Annotated in this window: 15 protein-coding genes; 10 read left to right on the forward strand and 5 right to left on the reverse strand. The window is 57.4% G+C overall.

The window, feature by feature from the left end; all coding sequences use genetic code 11:
• Positions 1 to 21: 21 nt before the first annotated feature.
• Positions 22 to 1,221 carry a tyrosine--tRNA ligase gene (gene tyrS / locus AB5Y86_RS13870; RefSeq protein ID WP_368193078.1) on the reverse strand — a complete coding sequence of 400 codons (1,200 nt, stop codon included), beginning with the start codon at positions 1,219 to 1,221 and terminating at the stop codon, positions 22 to 24.
• Positions 1,222 to 1,330: 109 nt separating this feature from the next.
• Here tyrS and AB5Y86_RS13875 point away from each other — a divergent pair, with 109 nt between their 5' ends.
• Entirely contained in the window at positions 1,331 to 2,656 is a 1,326-nt protein-coding gene (locus AB5Y86_RS13875; protein WP_368193079.1) for a peptidoglycan DD-metalloendopeptidase family protein, read from the forward strand.
• 313 nt (positions 2,657 to 2,969) lie between these two features.
• The gene (locus AB5Y86_RS13880; protein ID WP_103251485.1) at positions 2,970 to 4,091 is read left to right on the forward strand and encodes an anhydro-N-acetylmuramic acid kinase; all 1,122 of its coding nucleotides are present in this window, start codon (positions 2,970 to 2,972) and stop codon (positions 4,089 to 4,091) included.
• A gap of 22 nt (positions 4,092 to 4,113) precedes the next feature.
• On the opposite strand, the gene AB5Y86_RS13885 is transcribed toward AB5Y86_RS13880, so the two are convergent.
• Complete coding sequence (locus AB5Y86_RS13885) at positions 4,114 to 4,986, reverse strand: hypothetical protein (RefSeq protein WP_103251484.1); 873 nt, start codon at positions 4,984 to 4,986, stop codon at positions 4,114 to 4,116.
• A 1,163-nt stretch (positions 4,987 to 6,149) separates the two neighbouring features.
• Here AB5Y86_RS13885 and AB5Y86_RS13890 point away from each other — a divergent pair.
• Positions 6,150 to 7,415, forward strand: coding sequence for a RidA family protein (locus tag AB5Y86_RS13890; protein WP_368193080.1), 1,266 nt, complete (start codon positions 6,150 to 6,152; stop codon positions 7,413 to 7,415).
• Positions 7,416 to 7,494: 79 nt separating this feature from the next.
• Here AB5Y86_RS13890 and AB5Y86_RS13895 read toward each other — a convergent pair whose 3' ends face one another.
• Positions 7,495 to 8,628 carry an FRG domain-containing protein gene (locus AB5Y86_RS13895; protein WP_368193081.1) on the reverse strand — a complete coding sequence of 378 codons (1,134 nt, stop codon included), beginning with the start codon at positions 8,626 to 8,628 and terminating at the stop codon, positions 7,495 to 7,497.
• Between the two features lie 158 nt (positions 8,629 to 8,786).
• Positions 8,787 to 10,778: a transketolase gene (gene tkt / locus AB5Y86_RS13900; protein WP_005338517.1), complete on the reverse strand. Its 1,992-nt coding sequence runs from the start codon at positions 10,776 to 10,778 to the stop codon at positions 8,787 to 8,789.
• A 349-nt stretch (positions 10,779 to 11,127) separates the two neighbouring features.
• Between tkt and metK the strand changes: the two genes are divergently transcribed.
• From metK to ruvX, 7 genes are all read left to right on the forward strand, one after another.
• On the forward strand, positions 11,128 to 12,279 hold the full coding sequence (gene metK, locus AB5Y86_RS13905) for a methionine adenosyltransferase (protein WP_005338519.1): 1,152 nt from the start codon (positions 11,128 to 11,130) through the stop codon (positions 12,277 to 12,279).
• 68 nt (positions 12,280 to 12,347) lie between these two features.
• Positions 12,348 to 12,875, forward strand: coding sequence for a SprT family zinc-dependent metalloprotease (locus AB5Y86_RS13910; protein WP_368193082.1), 528 nt, complete (start codon positions 12,348 to 12,350; stop codon positions 12,873 to 12,875).
• Between the two features lie 73 nt (positions 12,876 to 12,948).
• The gene (locus AB5Y86_RS13915; RefSeq protein WP_199427484.1) at positions 12,949 to 13,653 is read left to right on the forward strand and encodes an endonuclease; all 705 of its coding nucleotides are present in this window, start codon (positions 12,949 to 12,951) and stop codon (positions 13,651 to 13,653) included.
• Between the two features lie 127 nt (positions 13,654 to 13,780).
• The gene (gene rsmE / locus AB5Y86_RS13920) at positions 13,781 to 14,512 is read left to right on the forward strand and encodes a 16S rRNA (uracil(1498)-N(3))-methyltransferase (RefSeq protein ID WP_069556423.1); all 732 of its coding nucleotides are present in this window, start codon (positions 13,781 to 13,783) and stop codon (positions 14,510 to 14,512) included.
• Positions 14,513 to 14,626: 114 nt separating this feature from the next.
• Positions 14,627 to 15,577 carry a glutathione synthase gene (gene gshB, locus AB5Y86_RS13925; RefSeq protein WP_302246420.1) on the forward strand — a complete coding sequence of 317 codons (951 nt, stop codon included), beginning with the start codon at positions 14,627 to 14,629 and terminating at the stop codon, positions 15,575 to 15,577.
• Between the two features lie 193 nt (positions 15,578 to 15,770).
• The gene (locus AB5Y86_RS13930) at positions 15,771 to 16,325 is read left to right on the forward strand and encodes a YqgE/AlgH family protein (RefSeq protein ID WP_005349793.1); all 555 of its coding nucleotides are present in this window, start codon (positions 15,771 to 15,773) and stop codon (positions 16,323 to 16,325) included.
• Positions 16,326 to 16,368: 43 nt separating this feature from the next.
• On the forward strand, positions 16,369 to 16,791 hold the full coding sequence (ruvX, locus tag AB5Y86_RS13935; RefSeq protein ID WP_005343821.1) for a Holliday junction resolvase RuvX: 423 nt from the start codon (positions 16,369 to 16,371) through the stop codon (positions 16,789 to 16,791).
• A 57-nt stretch (positions 16,792 to 16,848) separates the two neighbouring features.
• Here the strand turns inward: ruvX and dtpB are convergent, their stop codons facing one another.
• The gene (gene dtpB / locus AB5Y86_RS13940; protein ID WP_368193083.1) at positions 16,849 to 18,354 is read right to left on the reverse strand and encodes a dipeptide/tripeptide permease DtpB; all 1,506 of its coding nucleotides are present in this window, start codon (positions 18,352 to 18,354) and stop codon (positions 16,849 to 16,851) included.
• Positions 18,355 to 18,840 lie beyond the last annotated feature (486 nt).

Here is an 18,840-nt window from a genome sequence, read left to right on the forward strand (position 1 = left end):
CGGCTTGCCTGATGCGACGGCTTATTTGACAGTCACGCGGGCAAACTTGCGCTTGCCGACCTGATAGACGGCGGTACCGGCACCGATGAGTGCCTTGCCATCTTCCAGCTTCTCGCCATCCACCTTGACCGCGCCCTGCTTGATCATCCGCAGCGCTTCGGAGGTGGTGGCCACCAGATCGGCCTCTTTCAGCAGGTTGGCGATGGCCAGACCTTCGCCTTCCAGAGCCAGCTCGACTTCCGGCATTTCGTCCGGAATGGCGTTCTTGGAGAAACGCTGGGTGAAATCTTCGTGGGCCGCTTCAGCCGCCGCTTCGTCGTGATAACGGGCGATGATCTCTTTGGCCAGCCAGATCTTCACGTCGCGCGGATTGAGAGTACCGGCAGCGATGCCTGCCTTGAACTCTTCGATTTCAGCCAGCGGACGGAAGGAGAGCAGCTCGTAGTAGTTCCACATCAGATCGTCGGTGATGGACATGATCTTGCCGAACATCTCGCCCGGAGCGTCGTGAACGCCGATGTAGTTGCCTGCGGACTTGGACATCTTCTTGACGCCATCCAGACCCACCAGCAGCGGCATCATCAGCACGCACTGGGTCGCCATGCCGGCATCTTTTTGCAGCTCGCGGCCCATCAGCAGGTTGAACTTCTGGTCGGTACCGCCGAGCTCGACGTCCGCCTTCAGCGCGACCGAGTCATAGCCTTGCAGCAGCGGATAGAGGAATTCGTGAATCGCGATGGATTGGCCGCCGGTGTAGCGCTTCTTGAAGTCGTCGCGCTCCATCATGCGGGCCACGGTCTGCTTGGCCGCCAGCTTGATCATGCCGGTCGCCCCCAGTTCGCTCAGCCAGGTCGAGTTGTACTCGATGCGGGTCTTGGCGGGGTCGAGGATCTTGAACGCCTGCTCGGCATAGGTGAGGGCGTTGTGCTTGATGGCCTCTTCGGAGAGCGGCGGACGGGTGGCGTTCTTGCCGGAGGGGTCACCCACCATGGCAGTGAAGTCACCGATCAGCAGGATGATCTCATGGCCCAGATCCTGGAAGGTCTTCAGCTTGTTGAGGATCACGGTATGACCCAGGTGAATGTCGGGGGCGGTCGGGTCCATGCCCAACTTGATGCGCAGCGGGCGCCCTTCCTTCAACTTGGCGACAAGTTCTTCTTCAACCAGAATTTCTTCCGCTCCGCGCTTGATCTCGGCTAGCGCCACCTCGAGCTGGGACATTTTTTGACTCTCCATCACGATTCCACAGGGCCAAACATATTACTGGAATGGCGGGCCAATTGGAAAGGCTGTAAAATCCGTCCATTCTGCCCGACTTCATCTGCTTCTCATGGTTATTTGGCACGCCTTCAACGCACTCCCCCACTGGCACCGCAAGATGGTGCTGATCTTGAGCATCATGATCATGATGCTGGCTGCCTGGCCAAGCGAACAGGCAGTAGCAACACGGGTCGATGAAAACGGCAACGAAATTGCCCTGCGGGAACCGGCCAACGACAACGCGCTAAACGACGAGCTGCCAGCCGAGACCGCCCAGCCCGTTACCCCGCCCAAGCCGCGCTATATCACCAAGCAGGTGAAGGTGCGCCGTGGCGACAACATGGGGGTGATCTTCCAGCGCATTGGCCTGAGCACCACGGATCTGCACCTGATCGACCAGCTCGAGGGCAGCGATCCCCTGCGGATGCTGCAACCGGGGCAGGAGCTCACCTTCAAGCTGACCGAAGATGGCCAGTTGCACAGCCTCTATTACCCCCACAGTCTGGAGCAGGCACTCAAGGTGAGCCGCAAGGAGGAGACCTTTGTCGCTCGCAACGTCAAGATCGCCCTCGACACCCGCGAACAGGTGAGCAAAGGCGAGATCCGCTCCAGCTTCTGGGGCGCTGCGGTGGATGCGGGGATGACCGAAGATCAGATCATGGACTTGGCCGCCATCTTCGGCTGGGACATCGACTTTGCCCAGGACTTGCAGCCGGGGGACAGCTTCCGGGTGGTCTATGAAGACAAGTTCCGCGACGACGAGCGGGTCGCCTCTGGCGATATTCTGGCGGCGGAGTTCGTCAACCAGGGCACCGCCTACCGCGCCGTGCTCAATGAAGATGGCAACTACTACACCCCGAAAGGGAAGGCGATGCGCAAGAGCTTCCTGCGTGCGCCGGTCAACTTCAAATACATCAGCTCCAACTTCAACCCGCGCCGCCTCCATCCGGTGACCGGCAAGATCCGCCCCCACAACGGCATCGACTATGTGGCGCCGGTGGGCACCCCCATCATGGCAGCGGGCTCAGGCAGCGTGGTGGCTGCCGGTTACAACCAGTTCAACGGCAACTACGTCTTTATCAAGCATGCCGGCAACTATGTGACCAAGTACCTGCACCTCTCCAAGCGCACCGTCAACAAGGGGCAGCGGGTGAAGCAGGGACAGACCATCGGCACTCTGGGTGGCACCGGCCGCGTCACCGGCCCGCACCTGCACTACGAATTCGTGGTGGGCGGCATTCACAAGAACCCGCGCACCCTCACCCTCCCGCAGGCAGAGACCCTGAGCGGACGCGAGCTGGCCAATTTCAAAAAGCTGGCGATGCCGCAACTGGCCAAGCTCGACAACCCCGAGCTGCAGCTGGCCCAGAACAAGCGGGATAGTCGCGGCAACTAAGTCATCTGGGCTGGCAGGGTGAAGACCCTGCCAGCCCCTTTTATTGAACCCGCGCCAGCCAATCAGATTGAAATGAGTCCACTTTCGGACATAAGATGAGATGGAACACCGGGAGCGGCATGTGGCACGGAAGCAAGGGCTTATCTATCCTGTCTCTCTCACTCTTTTTCCGGTCCGCATTGAGGATGCAACATGGTTGAGCGTTATATCGGTCTGATGTCAAAGACCACGCCATGTGGCATGGGATGAAAGCCGTTCCCCTCTTCACCCTCTCTGCACACCGTATTTTCGAACAGCAATGTAAGGAGACACCATGGCTGAGCGCTATATCGGTCTGATGTCGGGAACCAGCATGGACGGCATTGATGCCGTGCTGGTGATGATCGCCGGGGATGAACTGCGGGTCGAAGCGGCGCTTTGTCACCCCTGGCCGCAAGAGACCGCCCGCACGCTGCATGCCCTCTGCACCCCGGGCGACAACGAAATCGACCGCATGGGGGTGGCCGATAATCTGGTGGTGCGAGAGTTTGCCGCCGCCACCCACGCGCTGCTGGCCAAGGCGCGGCTTGAGCCCAAAGATATTCGCGCCATCGGCAGCCACGGCCAGACTATCCGCCATCGCCCCCAGCTCGGCTTTACCCTGCAGATCGGCAATGCCGCCCTGCTGGCCGCCCTGACCGGCATCGACGTTATTGCCGATTTTCGCACCATGGATATGGCCCTCGGCGGTCAGGGGGCGCCGCTGGTGCCCGCCTTCCATCAAGCACTGTTTGCCAAGCCCGGCGCCCTGCGGGTGGTACTGAACCTCGGCGGCATCGCCAATATCTCGGTGCTGCCGGGCAATCCGGGCGGGGTATATGGTTTTGATACCGGCCCGGCCAACACCCTGCTCGATGGCTGGTATCGCCGCCATCAGCCCCACGGCGGCAACTATGACGCCGGTGGCAAATGGGCCGCCAGCGGCAAGCCCATCCCTGCCTTGCTGGAGAAACTGCTGGCTCACCCCTACTTCGCCGCCCCCGCCCCCAAGAGCACCGGACGGGAGATGTTCACCCTCGATTGGCTCGATGGAAAGCTGGCAGGGACTTCATACGCCCCCGTGGATGTGCAGCGCACCCTGCAGGCGCTCACCTGCCACAGCATCGCCCGCCAACTGCCCGCCCGGCCCGAATCAGTCGGTGCCAGCCAGCCGAAAGCCGAGCTGTTTGTCTGCGGCGGCGGTGCCCATAACGCCCCCTTGCTGAAGGAGCTGGCCAGCCTGCTGCCTGCATGGCGCATCGCCAGCACCGCCGAGCTGGGCCTTGCCCCCGACTGGGTGGAAGGCGCAGCCTTTGCCTGGCTGGCCATGTGCTTTGTTCACCGCAAGCCGGGCAACCTGCCCGCCGTCACCGGTGCCAGCCGTCCGGCTGTGCTGGGGGCACTTTATCCCGCCTGAGTGATGACAAGGGGGCTGCGGATCAGTGTGCCCCCTTGAACAGACGCACAACCTGTTGCCGGATCGGTGCAAACAGCGGGGGCTTTGGCGGCTCCAGATTGATATGGCGCCGCCCGGCACGGGTTTCACAGCGAAGCAGATTCTGGATGTAGTGATGGTGGGAGCGATGGATCAGCTGTGAAGCCTGATACGCCCACAGTCTGGGCACGCCCCACAGGGTGCTGGCAATCGCCCCGACGATGCAGAAGAAAGCAGGCTCCTGAATTCCCATCCGGCTGGCATTCTCCAGCGCCTCCTTGAGCGAATTGGAGTGAGCAATACAGGTCATGATATTGACCATGAAGGCGTCGTAATCATCCTCCCCACCCTTGCCAACGCGCGCCGTCAGGGTCGCCGCGGGCTGATAACCAAACTGATGGCCGATATTTTCCAACACCGTATTCCGCTGGCGGATCACCTTGCCATAAAACATCAGCATCACCATGCAGTCGATCGCCTTGCACAGTACCTCGTAGTGGGGATGGCTCTTCTTGGGACGCGGCGCCGTGGCGAGGGCCAGCTCTTCAGAGATGGCCAAGAGGCCCACAGGTACGGCGGTGCTGACAAACGAGAGATCAATCGACAGCTCCAGCCCCTCCTCCCCTTCCATGCGGGCCACAATCACATGTTCGCCAAACAGCCGACGCTGGCGCTCGATAAAGGCGCCAAAGACCAGATCACGAAACTGCTTTTGCGGATAAGGGGTATCGAGCAGGCTCTCGATGGTCATGATGGCGGCGGATACCCGGCCGCGCAGTCGGTAATCGGCAGGAATGGGAAAGCTCTTTCCCAGGCGAGGAGGTAACCGCTGCCCAGATGTTTGACAATACATATCGCCCAGAACGAAACCCAGCATAAATCCTCCACAGTCAGGTAATGATGATCGCGACGCGATCTCGTTTGCCAATCCTGGGCAATGGCCTGCCGGTGCATCGATGCTCTCCGTCAGGGCTCCTTGATCACCTTATTAATCATACGATTAATAGCGTTTGAAAAAAGCGACCTGACTCGCAATCACGCCACTAATTAACAGTTTCATCAAGAAACCATAAAAAGTGGTCGATAAATCCATTTTTTGACGCATTTCCCTTTAAAAACAGCACATTGAACTTTATTCCTGCGAAGTCACCTGAGCTGTTCCCGAGCCCTGAAAACCATCCCAATCATCACAACCAGCCAAAGATAAGAGGGAGATCAGACAAAGCCGCAAAAAAGTGGAAAAATCGACGACGCGGGGCAACCCCACACATCGGGGGATGCAACCGGCGTGAAGAGAAGCGAATTGCCACCACCTCCCCCTTCCTTATCCAGCACCACAGCTCCCGCACGCCGTCACGCCAACGCCAACGCCAACGCCATGCTCCCCACTCCTGTGCAGCAGAGGCAGATCCGCCGTGCAAATTCATGGCATAGCATTTTATGGCGTTAATAACAGATCCCGGCTGCCAGCAAGGCGTCATCGAGTATGCCGGAATAATCGTTAACAGAGAGGAATGCAAAAGCCGTGAATTATATTCCAGAGGTATCTTTAATAATGTTGACATGCATATTCACGGGAATTTTCATAGCCCCTTAAAAGAGCTAAAAACAGATATCCATGCACCATAATATGCATTATTTGCACATCGGCGCATAATATTAACCCTTTATTCACACGCCAATATCCCGAAGAGGGGGAGAGCAAACCCAGTCAGGGCAAGGCTGTCCGCCGGTTTGGCACCATTTGCACACAAATTGGCGCCTATTTCGGGTGAATTGAATAGCAATATGATTAAATTTGCGCCCATTGAGCCATCTCATAGAAATGCAATCAGCGGTTTGCAACCCCTGATAGCCACTCATAGAATCGCAGCGTCTGAAATATCTACCCTGTCCTCTTCTCCCTTATTCCTCTCAGTAATTGAGTGGATCACAAATAATAACCGGGGATGCCGCCGCTGGCGCAGTGGCCGTGGCGCACAACAAGATGGGGTAAACCTGTACCTGAATGAACAACAAATATTAAAAAGAGGCATATCTATGAGTGGCACCATCATCAAGTCGGCAAGAAATACCCCCCATGCACCCCAGGATCTGGGCCCCTGCACCCAAACGGTGGCGTTTTCTCATTACAACAATATCTCGGCCCAGCTACCGGTCGATCCCGCCACCGGCAAGATGGTTAGCGGCGATGTCACCGCGCAGGCCAGACAGTGCCTGAGCAACCTCAAGGCGATCATCGAGAGCATCGGCCATGTGATGGACGATATGGTCAAAGCGACCATCTTCCTGAAAGAGATGGCGGATCTGGAGGCGGTCAACGCCGTCTATCGCGAATTCTTCCCGGGCTATCTGCCGACCCGCACCACCCTCGCCGTCGCCGCCCTGCCACTGGGCGCGCTGGTGCAGATCGATGCCATCATCTCCAACGGCGAAGGCACCTTCCCGCAAGATCCTTGTCCGCTGGTTAAACTGGCCCGCAACAGTGACAAGGCGCCGCACAATCCGCTCTCCACCCACACAGTGGCCTTCTCCCACTACAACAATATCGGCGCCCAGCTGCCGGTCGATGCGGCCTCGGGCCAACTGGTTACCGGTGGCATCAAGGAGCAGGCGGGTCAGTGCCTGCGCAATATCAAGGCGGTGCTGGAGAGCATAGACGTGCCGTTTGACGATATCGTCAAGGTGACCGTCTATCTGACCGATCTGGCCGATCTGGAAGCCGTCAACGAGGTCTACACCACCTTCTTCCCCGACTCCGCCATCGCTCGCGCCGTTGCCTATCTGCCCGCCCGCTCGGTGGTCAGTGCCGCCGCCCTGCCCATGGGGGCGCGGGTGCAGATTGATGCGGTCATCTCCCACGGTGACGGCACCCCGCCGCAACTGGTGGAAGATCGCCACAATCTGGTGATCCGTGCCCGCAATACCGACAAGGCACCGCGCAGCCCGCTCCATTGCCAGACCGTCGCATTCTCCCACTACAACCATCTCTCTGCGCAGTTACCGATTGACCCCGCCACTGGCAAGATCCTGGCTGGCTGCATCAAGGAGCAGACCGCCCAGTGCCTGAGCAATATCAAGGCGATTGTGGAGAGCATCGGCCATGTGATGGACGATATCGTCAAGGTCAATATCCAGCTCGGCAATATCGCGGATCTGGATGCGGTCAACGCTATCTACACCAAATATTTCCCGGGTTATCTGCCTGCCCGCACCGTATTCGGGGTGAGCGAGTTGCCCGCTGGCGCCCTGGTGCAAATTGATGCGGTGATGTCCAACGCCGAAAGTACCCCGCCGCAGGTGTAAGTGTTGCGGTAAATAAAAAAGAGACCGGCTGATGGCCGGTCTCTCTTTATAAATCAGCATCACACTACCGATTTATATCTCAAAAAAACCTATCTTTCATTTCTTCACATACACCATCAATTCCAGGAAACATTGAACCAGCAGTGATCCCCATATATCTTAATTCACGCATTGCCTCATCACGATACTTCACAGGGATATCAATAGCATGAAGAAATTTAACACCATTACTTTTTTCTACACTTAGTATATAGGCCTCTATATTTACCACATTTGTAACTGTAGTAAGGGCTTGTTGAGGTATCACCCTAGGATTATTTATGGCAGCAAAATCCGTAGCTGACAGGTGAGGGAATGGAGGGTTTAGATAATTAATCTGACTTAGCCTCTGCCTCCATAATTTATTATTGAATATATATATCCTAATGCACTCATCATTATTTTCATGTCCTTTCACCCATTCTCTAAAAGCAAAAAAAGCGGCCACAAATGGGGAATAACTCCAGTCTAATAATGGTGTGGGATATCCATGGTGTTGCAATAAGTTAAAGAATGCTCCATTTTGCTTCGGGTCATCCAAGTTGAAATAATGCGATGTGATTGAACACAATCTTTGATGTAGTATTGGAATGTCTTTTGATATAAATAAATCAGTTCTATATCTTCCTCGTCGATGGAAAGATGTCTGCAATGGCCATGGCTGTTTCTGTCCACGAAAAACCATCTGATCATCTAATATCTCTGATACGTGTCTTTTATATTGCTCCCAAGACATCTCAGATGATTGTATCAATGATTTTTCAGTAACTTTTTGCAAAGACAACTCTGCAGTCAAATTAACATCAATATCTGTTTTTGCTGATATTTTCATTCTATCGCCATCAATTATCATTGAGACATCAGCTTTTTTTGAATGAGAAATATCTTTATCGTACAAGTTCTTTATTGATTCCCAAGGAACTATATTATAGTTCCTTGGATCAATTGGTGAAACATCTGCCAAATAAGTGTTATTATTAGCTAAACTCTCAGCGCTAAAATACGCAATAGACGATGGAATTTCAGATTTTTGAGGACATATATAAGCCAACACCTCACAACCTGAGTCATTCTTTTCTATATATAATATTATTCCACCAACTACATCTCCAGAATATTTACCAATCCACTGACCTATCATCTCGCCCCCCTGAAAAGCAATATCAAAATACATTAACCTCAAGCTAATGACACATCAATCAAAAATCAAGATTTGTATTAATCAAGTTTTATATTATGTAAATAAAATAAACTATTGAGAATGTTTTAGTTAGCGAAAAAAAACGCCTCCCAAGGGAGGCGCTTTTCAATTCAGTACCAAGCAATCAGCGATTACAGGGATTCAGCGGTCGCAACCACGTTTTCCACGGTAAAGCCAAATTCCTTGAACAGCAGCTCGGCCGGTGCGGACTCACCAAAGGTGGTCATACCGATGATCTTGCCGCCGAAACCGACGTACTTGTACCAGTAGTCAGCGATGCCGGCTTCGATGGCCACACGCTTGGTGACGGAGGACGGCAGAACGGACTCTTTGTACTCGGCAGACTGGGCGTCGAACACGTCGGTAGACGGCAGAGAGACCACGCGCACGGCACGGCCCTTGGCAGTCAGCTGCTCATAGGCGGCAACAGCCAGTTCCACTTCGGAACCGGTGGCGATCAGGATCAGCTCCGGAGTACCGGCGCAATCCTTCAGCACGTAGCCACCCTTGGCGGTATCAGCCAGCTGCTGGGCAGTACGATCCATCTGGGCCAGGTTCTGACGAGAGAAGATCAGCGAGGTCGGGCCGTCGGTACGCTCGATGGCGTGTTTCCAGGCGATGGCGGATTCAACCTGATCACACGGACGCCAGGTGCTCATGTTCGGAGTCAGACGCAGGGAGGCGATCTGCTCAACCGGCTGGTGAGTCGGGCCATCTTCACCCAGACCGATGGAGTCGTGGGTGTAAACGAAGATGGCGCGCTGCTTCATCAGGGCGGCCATGCGCAGGGCGTTGCGGGCGTACTCCATGAACATCAGGAAGGTAGCGCCGTAGGGGATGAAACCACCGTGCAGGGCAATACCGTTCATGATGGCGGACATGCCGAACTCGCGTACACCGTAGTGGATGTAGTTGCCGGAGGCATCGTCGTTGGTCAGAGACTTGGAGCCGGACCACATGGTCAGGTTGGACGGCGCCAGGTCAGCAGAGCCGCCCATGAACTCCGGCAGCAGCTTGCCGAACGCTTCCAGAGAGTTCTGGGACGCTTTACGGGTCGCAATCTTGGCCGGGTTGGCTTGCAGGGTTTCGATGATCTTGGCGGATTCGGCAGCCCAGTTGGCCGGCAGTTCGCCAGCGGTACGGCGCTTGAATTCGGCAGCCAGCGTCGGGTGAGCGGCTTCATAGGCGGCGAACTTGGCAGCCCAGTCGGCTTCCAGTGCAGCACCCTTCTCCTGAGCGTTCCACTCGGCAGCGATATCGGCCGGGATAACGAACGGAGCGTGGTCCCACTTCAGGAAGGCACGAGCAGCGGCGATCTCGTCGTTGCCCAGCGGTGAGCCGTGGCAGTCGTGAGAACCGGATTTGTTCGGAGAACCGTAACCGATGATGGTGCGGCAGCAGATCAGAGTCGGCTTGCCGGTCTCGGCCTTGGCGGCTTCGATGGCGGCATTGATGGCTTCCGGGCTGTGACCGTCAACAGCCGGGATTACGTGCCAGCCGTAGGCTTCGAAGCGCTTGACGGTGTCGTCGGTGAACCAGCCTTCTACGTGACCGTCGATGGAGATACCGTTGTCATCCCAGAACGCGATCAGTTTGCCCAGTTGCAGGGTACCTGCCAGGGAGCACGCTTCGTGGGAGATACCTTCCATCAGGCAGCCATCGCCCATAAAGGCATAGGTGTAGTGGTCAACGATATCGTGGCCCGGCTGGTTGAACTGCTCAGCCATGGCTTTTTCGGCGATCGCCATACCAACGGCGTTGGTGATGCCCTGACCCAGCGGGCCAGTGGTGGTTTCAACGCCCGGCGCGTAACCGTACTCCGGGTGACCCGGGGTGCGAGAGTGCAGTTGGCGGAAGTTTTTCAGATCGTCGATGGAGAGGTCATAACCGGAGAGGTGCAGCAGGGAGTACAGCAGCATGGAGCCGTGGCCGTTGGAGAGAATGAAACGGTCGCGGTCGGCCCACTTGGGGTTGTTCGGGTTATGTCTGAGGTGGCTACGCCACAGCACTTCGGCGATATCCGCCATTCCCATGGGGGCGCCCGGGTGACCGGAGTTGGCTTTTTGAACGGCATCCATACTCAATGCACGAATGGCATTGGCAAGCTCTTTACGAGAAGGCATCTGAATCTCCTGCGATTGCTTCATTTGATGGCCAAGATTAAGGCGCGTTATTGTCCCAGCAGGGCGCGCGGCGTGCAAATATTATCTGGATGAATAAAGTGGCTTTGGGAGGACAATCGCTTTTCTTGCCCTCTATTGACCAAAGCAACCAGAGAAAAACGTTTGATTTCCATCCCTTTCGGGATAGGAGAGCACCGCTTGTGACCCATTAGACACTGCGCGACAAAATAGTGCTGGCAATCGGGGGGGGCGCTAATTAAAATAGACGTCCAGATGTAGATACCTCTACACCATCCCATTCATCCGGTTATTGCCGTGGCGATAACCCAGACAAGCTGAGACTCTTATCATGGCAAAGCTGTTTACTTCCGAGTCGGTCTCCGAAGGCCATCCCGACAAGATTGCGGACCAGATCTCCGATGCGGTACTGGACGCCATCCTCAAGCAAGATACCAAGGCCCGTGTTGCCTGCGAGACCCTGGTCAAGACCGGTATGGTCATGGTGGCCGGCGAAGTAACCACCTCTGCCTGGGTTGATATCGAAGAGATCGTGCGTGATACCGTACGTGAAATCGGCTACACCCACTCCGACATGGGCTTCGACGCTGACTCCTGCGCCGTGCTGAACGCCATCGGCAAGCAGTCCCCGGATATCAACCAGGGCGTTGACCGCAGCGATCCGCTGGAGCAGGGCGCTGGCGACCAGGGCCTGATGTTCGGCTACGCCACCAACGAAACCGACGTGCTGATGCCGGCCCCCATCACCTACTCTCACCTGCTGGTGAAGCGTCAGGCTGAAGTGCGCAAGAACGGCACCCTGCCGTGGCTGCGTCCGGATGCCAAGAGCCAGCTGACCTTCGCCTACGACGACGCAGGCAAGATCATCGGTGTGGATGCCGTGGTGCTGTCTACCCAGCACGCCGAATCCATCAGCCACAAAGATCTGGTTGAAGCGGTACGCGAAGAGATCATCAAGCCGGTGCTGCCGGCCGAGTGGGTCAACAAGGACACCAAATACTTCATCAACCCGACCGGCCGTTTCGTTATCGGCGGCCCGATGGGTGACTGCGGTCTGACCGGTCGCAAGATCATCGTCGACACCTACGGCGGCATGGCCCGTCACGGTGGTGGCGCCTTCTCCGGTAAGGATCCGTCAAAGGTTGACCGCTCCGCTGCCTACGCCGCACGCTACGTTGCCAAAAACATCGTTGCCGCCGGTCTGGCCGATCGCTGTGAAATCCAGATCTCCTACGCCATCGGCGTGGCCGAGCCGACCTCCATCAGCGTCGAAACCTTCGGTACTGCCAAGGTCGCCGAGGAGCTGCTGGTCAAGCTGGTACGCGAGCACTTCGAACTGCGCCCGTATGGTCTGATCGAAATGCTGGATCTGAAGCGCCCGATCTACCAGGCCACTGCCGCCTACGGTCACTTCGGTCGCGACGAGTTCCCGTGGGAGCAGACCGACAAGGCCGAACTGCTGCGTTCCGCCGCTGGCCTGTAAGGCTCGCTGTTGTGATAAAAGGGGAGCCTGGCTCCCCTTTTGCTTATCCGCTATCTGACGAGATGTTGATGTCTGCCACCCCTGCCCAGCTTGTCGCCCTGCTGCAACAACGCGTAGAAGCCTGCTTTATGCAGGCCGAGGCGCGCCTTGGCCGCACCTTCCCCCGCCCGCGGATCTACTGCAATATGCGGGGCCGGGCGGCGGGATCGGCGCGGCTGCAAACCTGGGAGCTGCGCTTCAACCCTGCCCTCTATCAGGCCAACCAGCAGGCGTTTCTGGATGAGGTGGTGCCCCACGAGGTGGCCCATCTGCTGGTACACGCCCTGTGGGGTGAAGGTCGCGGCAAAAGCCGGATCTTGCCCCACGGCCGCCAGTGGCAGTCGGTGATGCGGGAGGTGTTCGGCCTTGAGCCCAGAACTACCCACAGCTTCGATCTGGCAGTACTGGCCCAGCGCACCGTGCCCTATCGCTGTCACTGCCAGCAGTATCAACTGTCGATACGCCGCCACAACAAGGTGGTGCGCGGCGAGGCCCGCTACCACTGCCGCCGCTGCAAGCAGCCGCTGGAGCGGGAACGGCCGGAGCCAGAGCAGTAAGCCAGCTTGTGTCGCGCCCCTGTGGTAGGGTGCCCGCCATCGTTCGTCAATCACCCCGTTTGCAAGGAATCCCATGCGTTTCATCTCCTCCCTCGCCCTGACCCTGCTGGCCGGCTTGCCGCTGCTCAGCTCCCCCCTGCACGCCCAGACCTTTCGCGAAGCCAAGCAGGATCTGGTGAAGCTCTATCGCAGTCAGCCTGCGGTCACCACCTTCTACTGCGGCTGCGACATCGACTATCAGGGCAAGAAAATGAACCCGGATCTGGCCAGTTGCGGCTATGAGCCGCGCAAGCAGGCCAAGCGCGCCGCCCGCATCGAGTGGGAACACGTGGTCCCGGCCTGGGAGTTCGGCCACCAGCTGCAGTGCTGGCAGGATGGCGGTCGCAAGAACTGCGAAAAAGCGAGCCCCGAGTTCAACAAGATGGAGGGGGACATGCACAACCTCTTCCCCGCCATCGGCGAGGTGAATGGCGATCGGGCCAACTACCGCTTCTCCGACTGGAACGGCAAGCCGGATCAGTACGGTCAGTGCCAGATGCTGGTGGATTTCAAGGATCGTCGAGTGCAGCCGCCCAAGGGGCCGGTACGGGGCCAGATTGCCCGCGCCTACCTCTACATGAGCCAGCAGTATGGGCTGCGTCTGGCAGCGCAACAGCGTAAACTGTTTGAAGCTTGGGATCGCCAGTACCCGGCAGATGGCTGGGAGTGCGAGCGCAACCGCCGCATCGGCAAGCTGCAGGGCAATACCAATCCCTTTATTGAAAAGCAGTGCCAATAACCCCATTTGACCAGGGAGGGGGATCGCCCCTCCTATCATGAAACCCTTACCCACTGCCGCGTGAGCATTGCTTGCCGCCTCGCAGCAGGATATGAAGGGTTTCCAAGCAAGAGACTGACAAGCAGCCATGCGCATTCCACGTATCTATGAACCGGCCACCCTGCAAGTTGGCCAGACCATCGCCCTGTCGGAAGACGGCGCCAACCATATCGGCCGGGTACTGCGCATGCAGCCGGGCCAGCAGCTCGAGCTGTTCAACGGCGATGGCAATCAATACCCCGCCACCATCGCCAGCGTCGGCAAAAAGTCGGTGGAAGTGACCATCGACCGCTGCGACGTCCAATCAGTGGAGTCACCGCTGGCCATCCACTTGGGTCAGGTGATCAGCCGTGGCGACAAGATGGACTTCACCATCCAGAAATCGGTTGAGCTGGGCGTCACCTGCATCACTCCGCTCTTCTCCGAGCGCTGCGGCGTCAAGCTGCCGGCCGATCGGCTGGAGAAGAAGCGCGAGCAGTGGCAGAAGGTGGTGATCAGCGCCTGCGAACAGTGCGGCCGCAACGTGGTGCCAGAGGTGCGCATGCCGATGGAGCTGGACGCCTGGCTGGCGGAAGAGACCAAGGAGCTCAAGCTCAACCTGCACCCGCGCGCCGAGTACAGCATCAACACCCTGCCCGTTCCCGAGCACGGCGTGCGCCTGCTGATTGGCCCGGAAGGGGGCTTGTCGAGCGACGAGATCGCCCGTACCGTGCAGGAAGATTTCAAAGAGATGCTGTTGGGGCCGCGGGTGCTGCGCACCGAAACTGCCGCCCTGACTGCGATCACTGCGCTGCAGTGCCGCTTTGGCGATCTCGCTTGATACTATCGGCCGCATCAATCAGCCTCATGGCTGCATCGACGCAGCCGCAAGCGGCCGATTACGCTGCGCTAATCGACCCTACAACCCTATCGAGCCATTAAAAAGGAACTGCGGATGACCATTAAACTCGGCATCGTGATGGACCCCATCTCGGCCATCAACATCAAGAAAGATTCCAGCTTTGCCATGCTCGAAGAGGCGCAAAAGCGCGGCTATGAGCTCTTCTATCTGGAGATGAAGGATCTCTACATGGAAGCCGGTCGCGCCTTTGGCACCATGCGCCCGCTCACCGTCAAATATGACTATGCCGACTGGTACTCGCTGGGCGAGGTGGTGGATCAGCCCCTCTCCAACCTCGATGTGATCCTGATGCGCAAGGATCCGCCGTTCGATACCGAATTTATCTACGCCACCTACATGCTGGAGCGGGCCGAGGATGAGGGCTGCCTTATCGTCAACAAGCCGCAGAGCCTGCGCGACGCTAACGAGAAGCTCTACACCGCCTGGTTTGCCGAACACACCCCGACCACGCTGGTGACACGCCGCGCCGACAAGCTGCGCGCCTTCCACGCCCAGCACAAAGACGTGATCTTGAAGCCCTTGGATGGCATGGGCGGCGCCTCCATCTTCCGCATGAAAGAAGATGACGCCAACGTCGGCGTGATTATCGAGACCCTGACCGCCCACGGCAGCCAGTACTGCATGGCGCAGACCTATCTGCCCGCCATCAAGGATGGCGACAAGCGGGTACTGGTGGTGGACGGTGAACCGGTTCCCTACTGTCTGGCCCGTATTCCGGCGCAAGGCGAAACCCGTGGCAATCTGGCAGCCGGTGGCCGTGGTGAAGCGCGTCCCCTGAGCGAAGCGGACTGGGCCATCGCCCGTGCAGTGGGCCCGACGTTGAAAGAGAAAGGCCTTATCTTCGTCGGTCTCGACATCATCGGCGATCGCCTGACCGAGATTAACGTCACCAGCCCGACCTGCATTCGCGAGATTGAAGCTGCCTTCGATGTGCATATCACCGGCATGCTGATGGATGCCATCGAGCGTCGGCTGGGCAAATAATCGCCAGGCAGGCTAGTTCAGGGGTAACCCGCCCCCGACAAGCCAGAAAACAGAGAGGGTGGCCCGGCGCCACCCTCTCTGTTTCAAAGCAATCCGGAAAGGGGCGGGATCTCGCCCAGCCCAAAAAGCGGTTTTTCCCATGGGGATCAACTGCCATAATTGACCTCAAATACCTTTGCACTATTTGGCCTCTATGCAAACACTGCAAAATCACTTCCTGCTTGCCATGCCAAGCCTGACGGATCCCTACTTCGAGCGTTCGCTGGTCTATCTGTGCGAGCACAACGAAGAGGGCGCCATGGGACTGGTCGTCAACATTCCGGTCGAGATGTCGCTGGAAACCATGCTGACCCAGCTCCAGCTCAATCCGCCCAACAACCCGGAGCTCAAGCAGCCGGTACTGCAAGGGGGGCCGGTTCACGCCGATCGCGGCTTCGTGCTGCACAGCTTCCGCCCCGGTTTCAACTCCACCCTGCAGGTGGGGGATGAGATGATGGTGACCACCTCCAAGGATATTCTGGAAACCCTGGGTACCAGCGAGGCCCCTGCCCATTGGCTGGTGGCCCTTGGTTATGCCGGCTGGAGCGCCGGGCAGCTGGAGCAGGAGCTGGTGGACGGCGCCTGGCTGGTTATCCCCCCCAATCCGGCTCTGGTGTTCAAGACCCCCATTCACAAACGTTGGCAGCAAGCCGCCGCCAGCATAGGGGTGAACCCGGTTCACCTCTCCAGCGACATCGGCCACAGCTGATCGGCTGGCCCGCTCCGCTCTCTATTTCGAGGATTTATCAGTTATGTCATCACGCAGCATCATGGGCTTTGACTATGGCACCAAGAGCATTGGCGTCGCCATCGGTCAGGAGCTGACTGGCACAGCCCAGCCTCTGCGCGCCCTCAAGGCCAACGACGGCATCCCCAACTGGGACGAGATTGAGAAGCTGCTCAAGGAGTGGCAACCAGACCTGCTGGTGGTCGGCCTGCCGCTGAACATGGATGGCACAGATCAGGAGATCACGGTACGCGCCCGCAAATTCGGCAACCGGCTGCATGGCCGCTTCGGCAAACCGGTGGAGTTCAAGGATGAGCGACTCACCACCACAGATGCCCGCGCCCGCCTGTTTGAGCGAGGCGGCTATCGCGCGCTGGAAAAAGGCAGTGTGGATGGGGTCTCGGCGCAGTTGATCGTCGAAGCCTGGATGGAAGAGCAGTACAACTAGACCATCAACAAAAAGGCAAGGGTCGCAGCCCTTGCCTTGTCTCGCACAATCCCCTCATTACGCCTGTGATTGTCCCGCCACCAGCCCTTCGGCCTCGGTCGGCGTCGCATTCATCATCCGGTTGAGCCAGGGCACCATCAGCCCCATCACTACCGCAATCAGCAAGGTCGCCATCCCGATCTTGCCAAACACGCCGGTGTAAATGGGCAAAGTTTGCAGCGGATCCGTCATCCCTTGCGGCACGGCGGTAAAGGTCGCCACATAGCCACCCAGCAGGGACGCCATCGCCTGAGTCAGGAACCACATTCCGAGAATGAAGCCCATCAGGCGTTGTGGCACCAGCGCGGCGACCATCGCCAGTCCCAGCGCACTGATCATCAGTTCGCCCAGACTCTGGAACAGGTAGATAAGCACCATAAACCAGGGGGAGGTCAGCCCCTGCTCATCGGCAAACCACCAGCCGGATGCAGCCGCCGTCAGAAAGCCCAGCGAGCAGAAGAACATCCCGAGGGTGAACTTGAGCGGCATGGTGAGATCCCGCCCCTTGCTGCCCATTCGGGTATAGATCATCGCGAGTACCGGGCTACCCACCACCACCCAGAAGGGGTTGAGCGCCTGGAAGCTGACCGGGTTGACGCTCATGCCCAGCATTTCGTGGTGCATGTTGTTGATGGCAAAGAAGTTCAGAGACGTCGGCATCTGGGCGTACAGCACATAGAAGAGCACCGCCTCCAGCATCAACACAAAGGCCACATACATCTTGTTGCGGCCCACGCTGTCGAGCCTGAACGCCTCGCGAAAGAAGAAGATCACCACGGCGATGGTCACCGTCATCAGCACCATGTTGGCGATCACCACGTGGTGCATCAGCCAGGCGCAGAAGAAGACCATGGCTATCGAGCCCAATATAACCAGCAGCAGCTTGCTGTAATTAAGTTGCAGGTGATCCGGCTCGGAGCCAATATCCTTGACCATATTGCGACAGGCAAAGAAGGTGAGCAGCGCAATAATCAGCCCCACCCCGCACAGGTTATAGGTCACGGTATAGCCGTAGTGATCGGCAATCACAGGAGCGAGCGAGAGGGAAATAAGGGAGCCGATATTGATCGACATATAGAACAGGGTAAACGCCCCATCCAGCCGCGGATCTTTTGGCTGGTAGCATTTTGAAAGCAGGCTGGCCGGATTGGCCTTGAACAGGCAGTTACCAACTGCAATGGTGCCCAGCGCATAGAAAATCAGGTCGGGATTGTAGATAGAGAGGCCGGTCATAAAGTAGCCTATCACCAGCACCACGGCCCCCAGCACCATGGTGCGCTTGGTGCCGAGCACATGGTCGCCGACATAGCCACCGACCGAGATCAGACCATATACCAGCGCCGAGAAGGCACCGAAGGTAATAAAGGATTGCTCTTGGGAAAAACCCAGTTGCTGTACAAAGAAAACCGCCAATATCCCCTGCACGCCGTAATAACCGAAGCGCTCCCAGAGTTCGACGAAAAATATCATAAAGAAGGGTTTGGGTTGTTGTAACAACCCTGTGGGTGCTGTTGCTGGACGCATATCAACCTGCCTTTGCTGAGATTTATTTTTATTAATCTGGTGGTGGCTGCCGCACTATTTTTTTGCCCGCCATTGCCATAACGGGGAGCACAGTCAGCCTGCCAATCTGGCTATTTTCGGGTGCACGCGCCCCGTTCGATGAAAGGTGTCTTGCATCTAGCCGGTTTCAATTACGGGTTATCGGGGGATGGTGAGTGGCGTCTCCCAGTACAGTTGCCGGCTCCGGGTTCTACCGTTGCTGCATCCCTTCACTCAAGCCGGTTTTGCTTATTCCCCTCTGCTCCGTCACTCATGGCTGGTGGTTAGATAGCCGGGGCATGACACGGCCACAGACGACCTGTGGGGCTGGCTCACGCCGCGTTCTAATGGCAGTCACCTACGCAGGCGCTATCTAACCCCGCCATTCCAAGGGGTGTCATGCTATATCACTGCAAATACAGGAACTTAATGGTCGATCACACTTTAAAAGTGACCATCAGTGAAGTT

The sequence above is a fragment of the Aeromonas sp. s8 genome (assembly GCF_040907785.1).
Taxonomy (GTDB): Bacteria; Pseudomonadota; Gammaproteobacteria; order Enterobacterales; family Aeromonadaceae; genus Aeromonas; species Aeromonas veronii.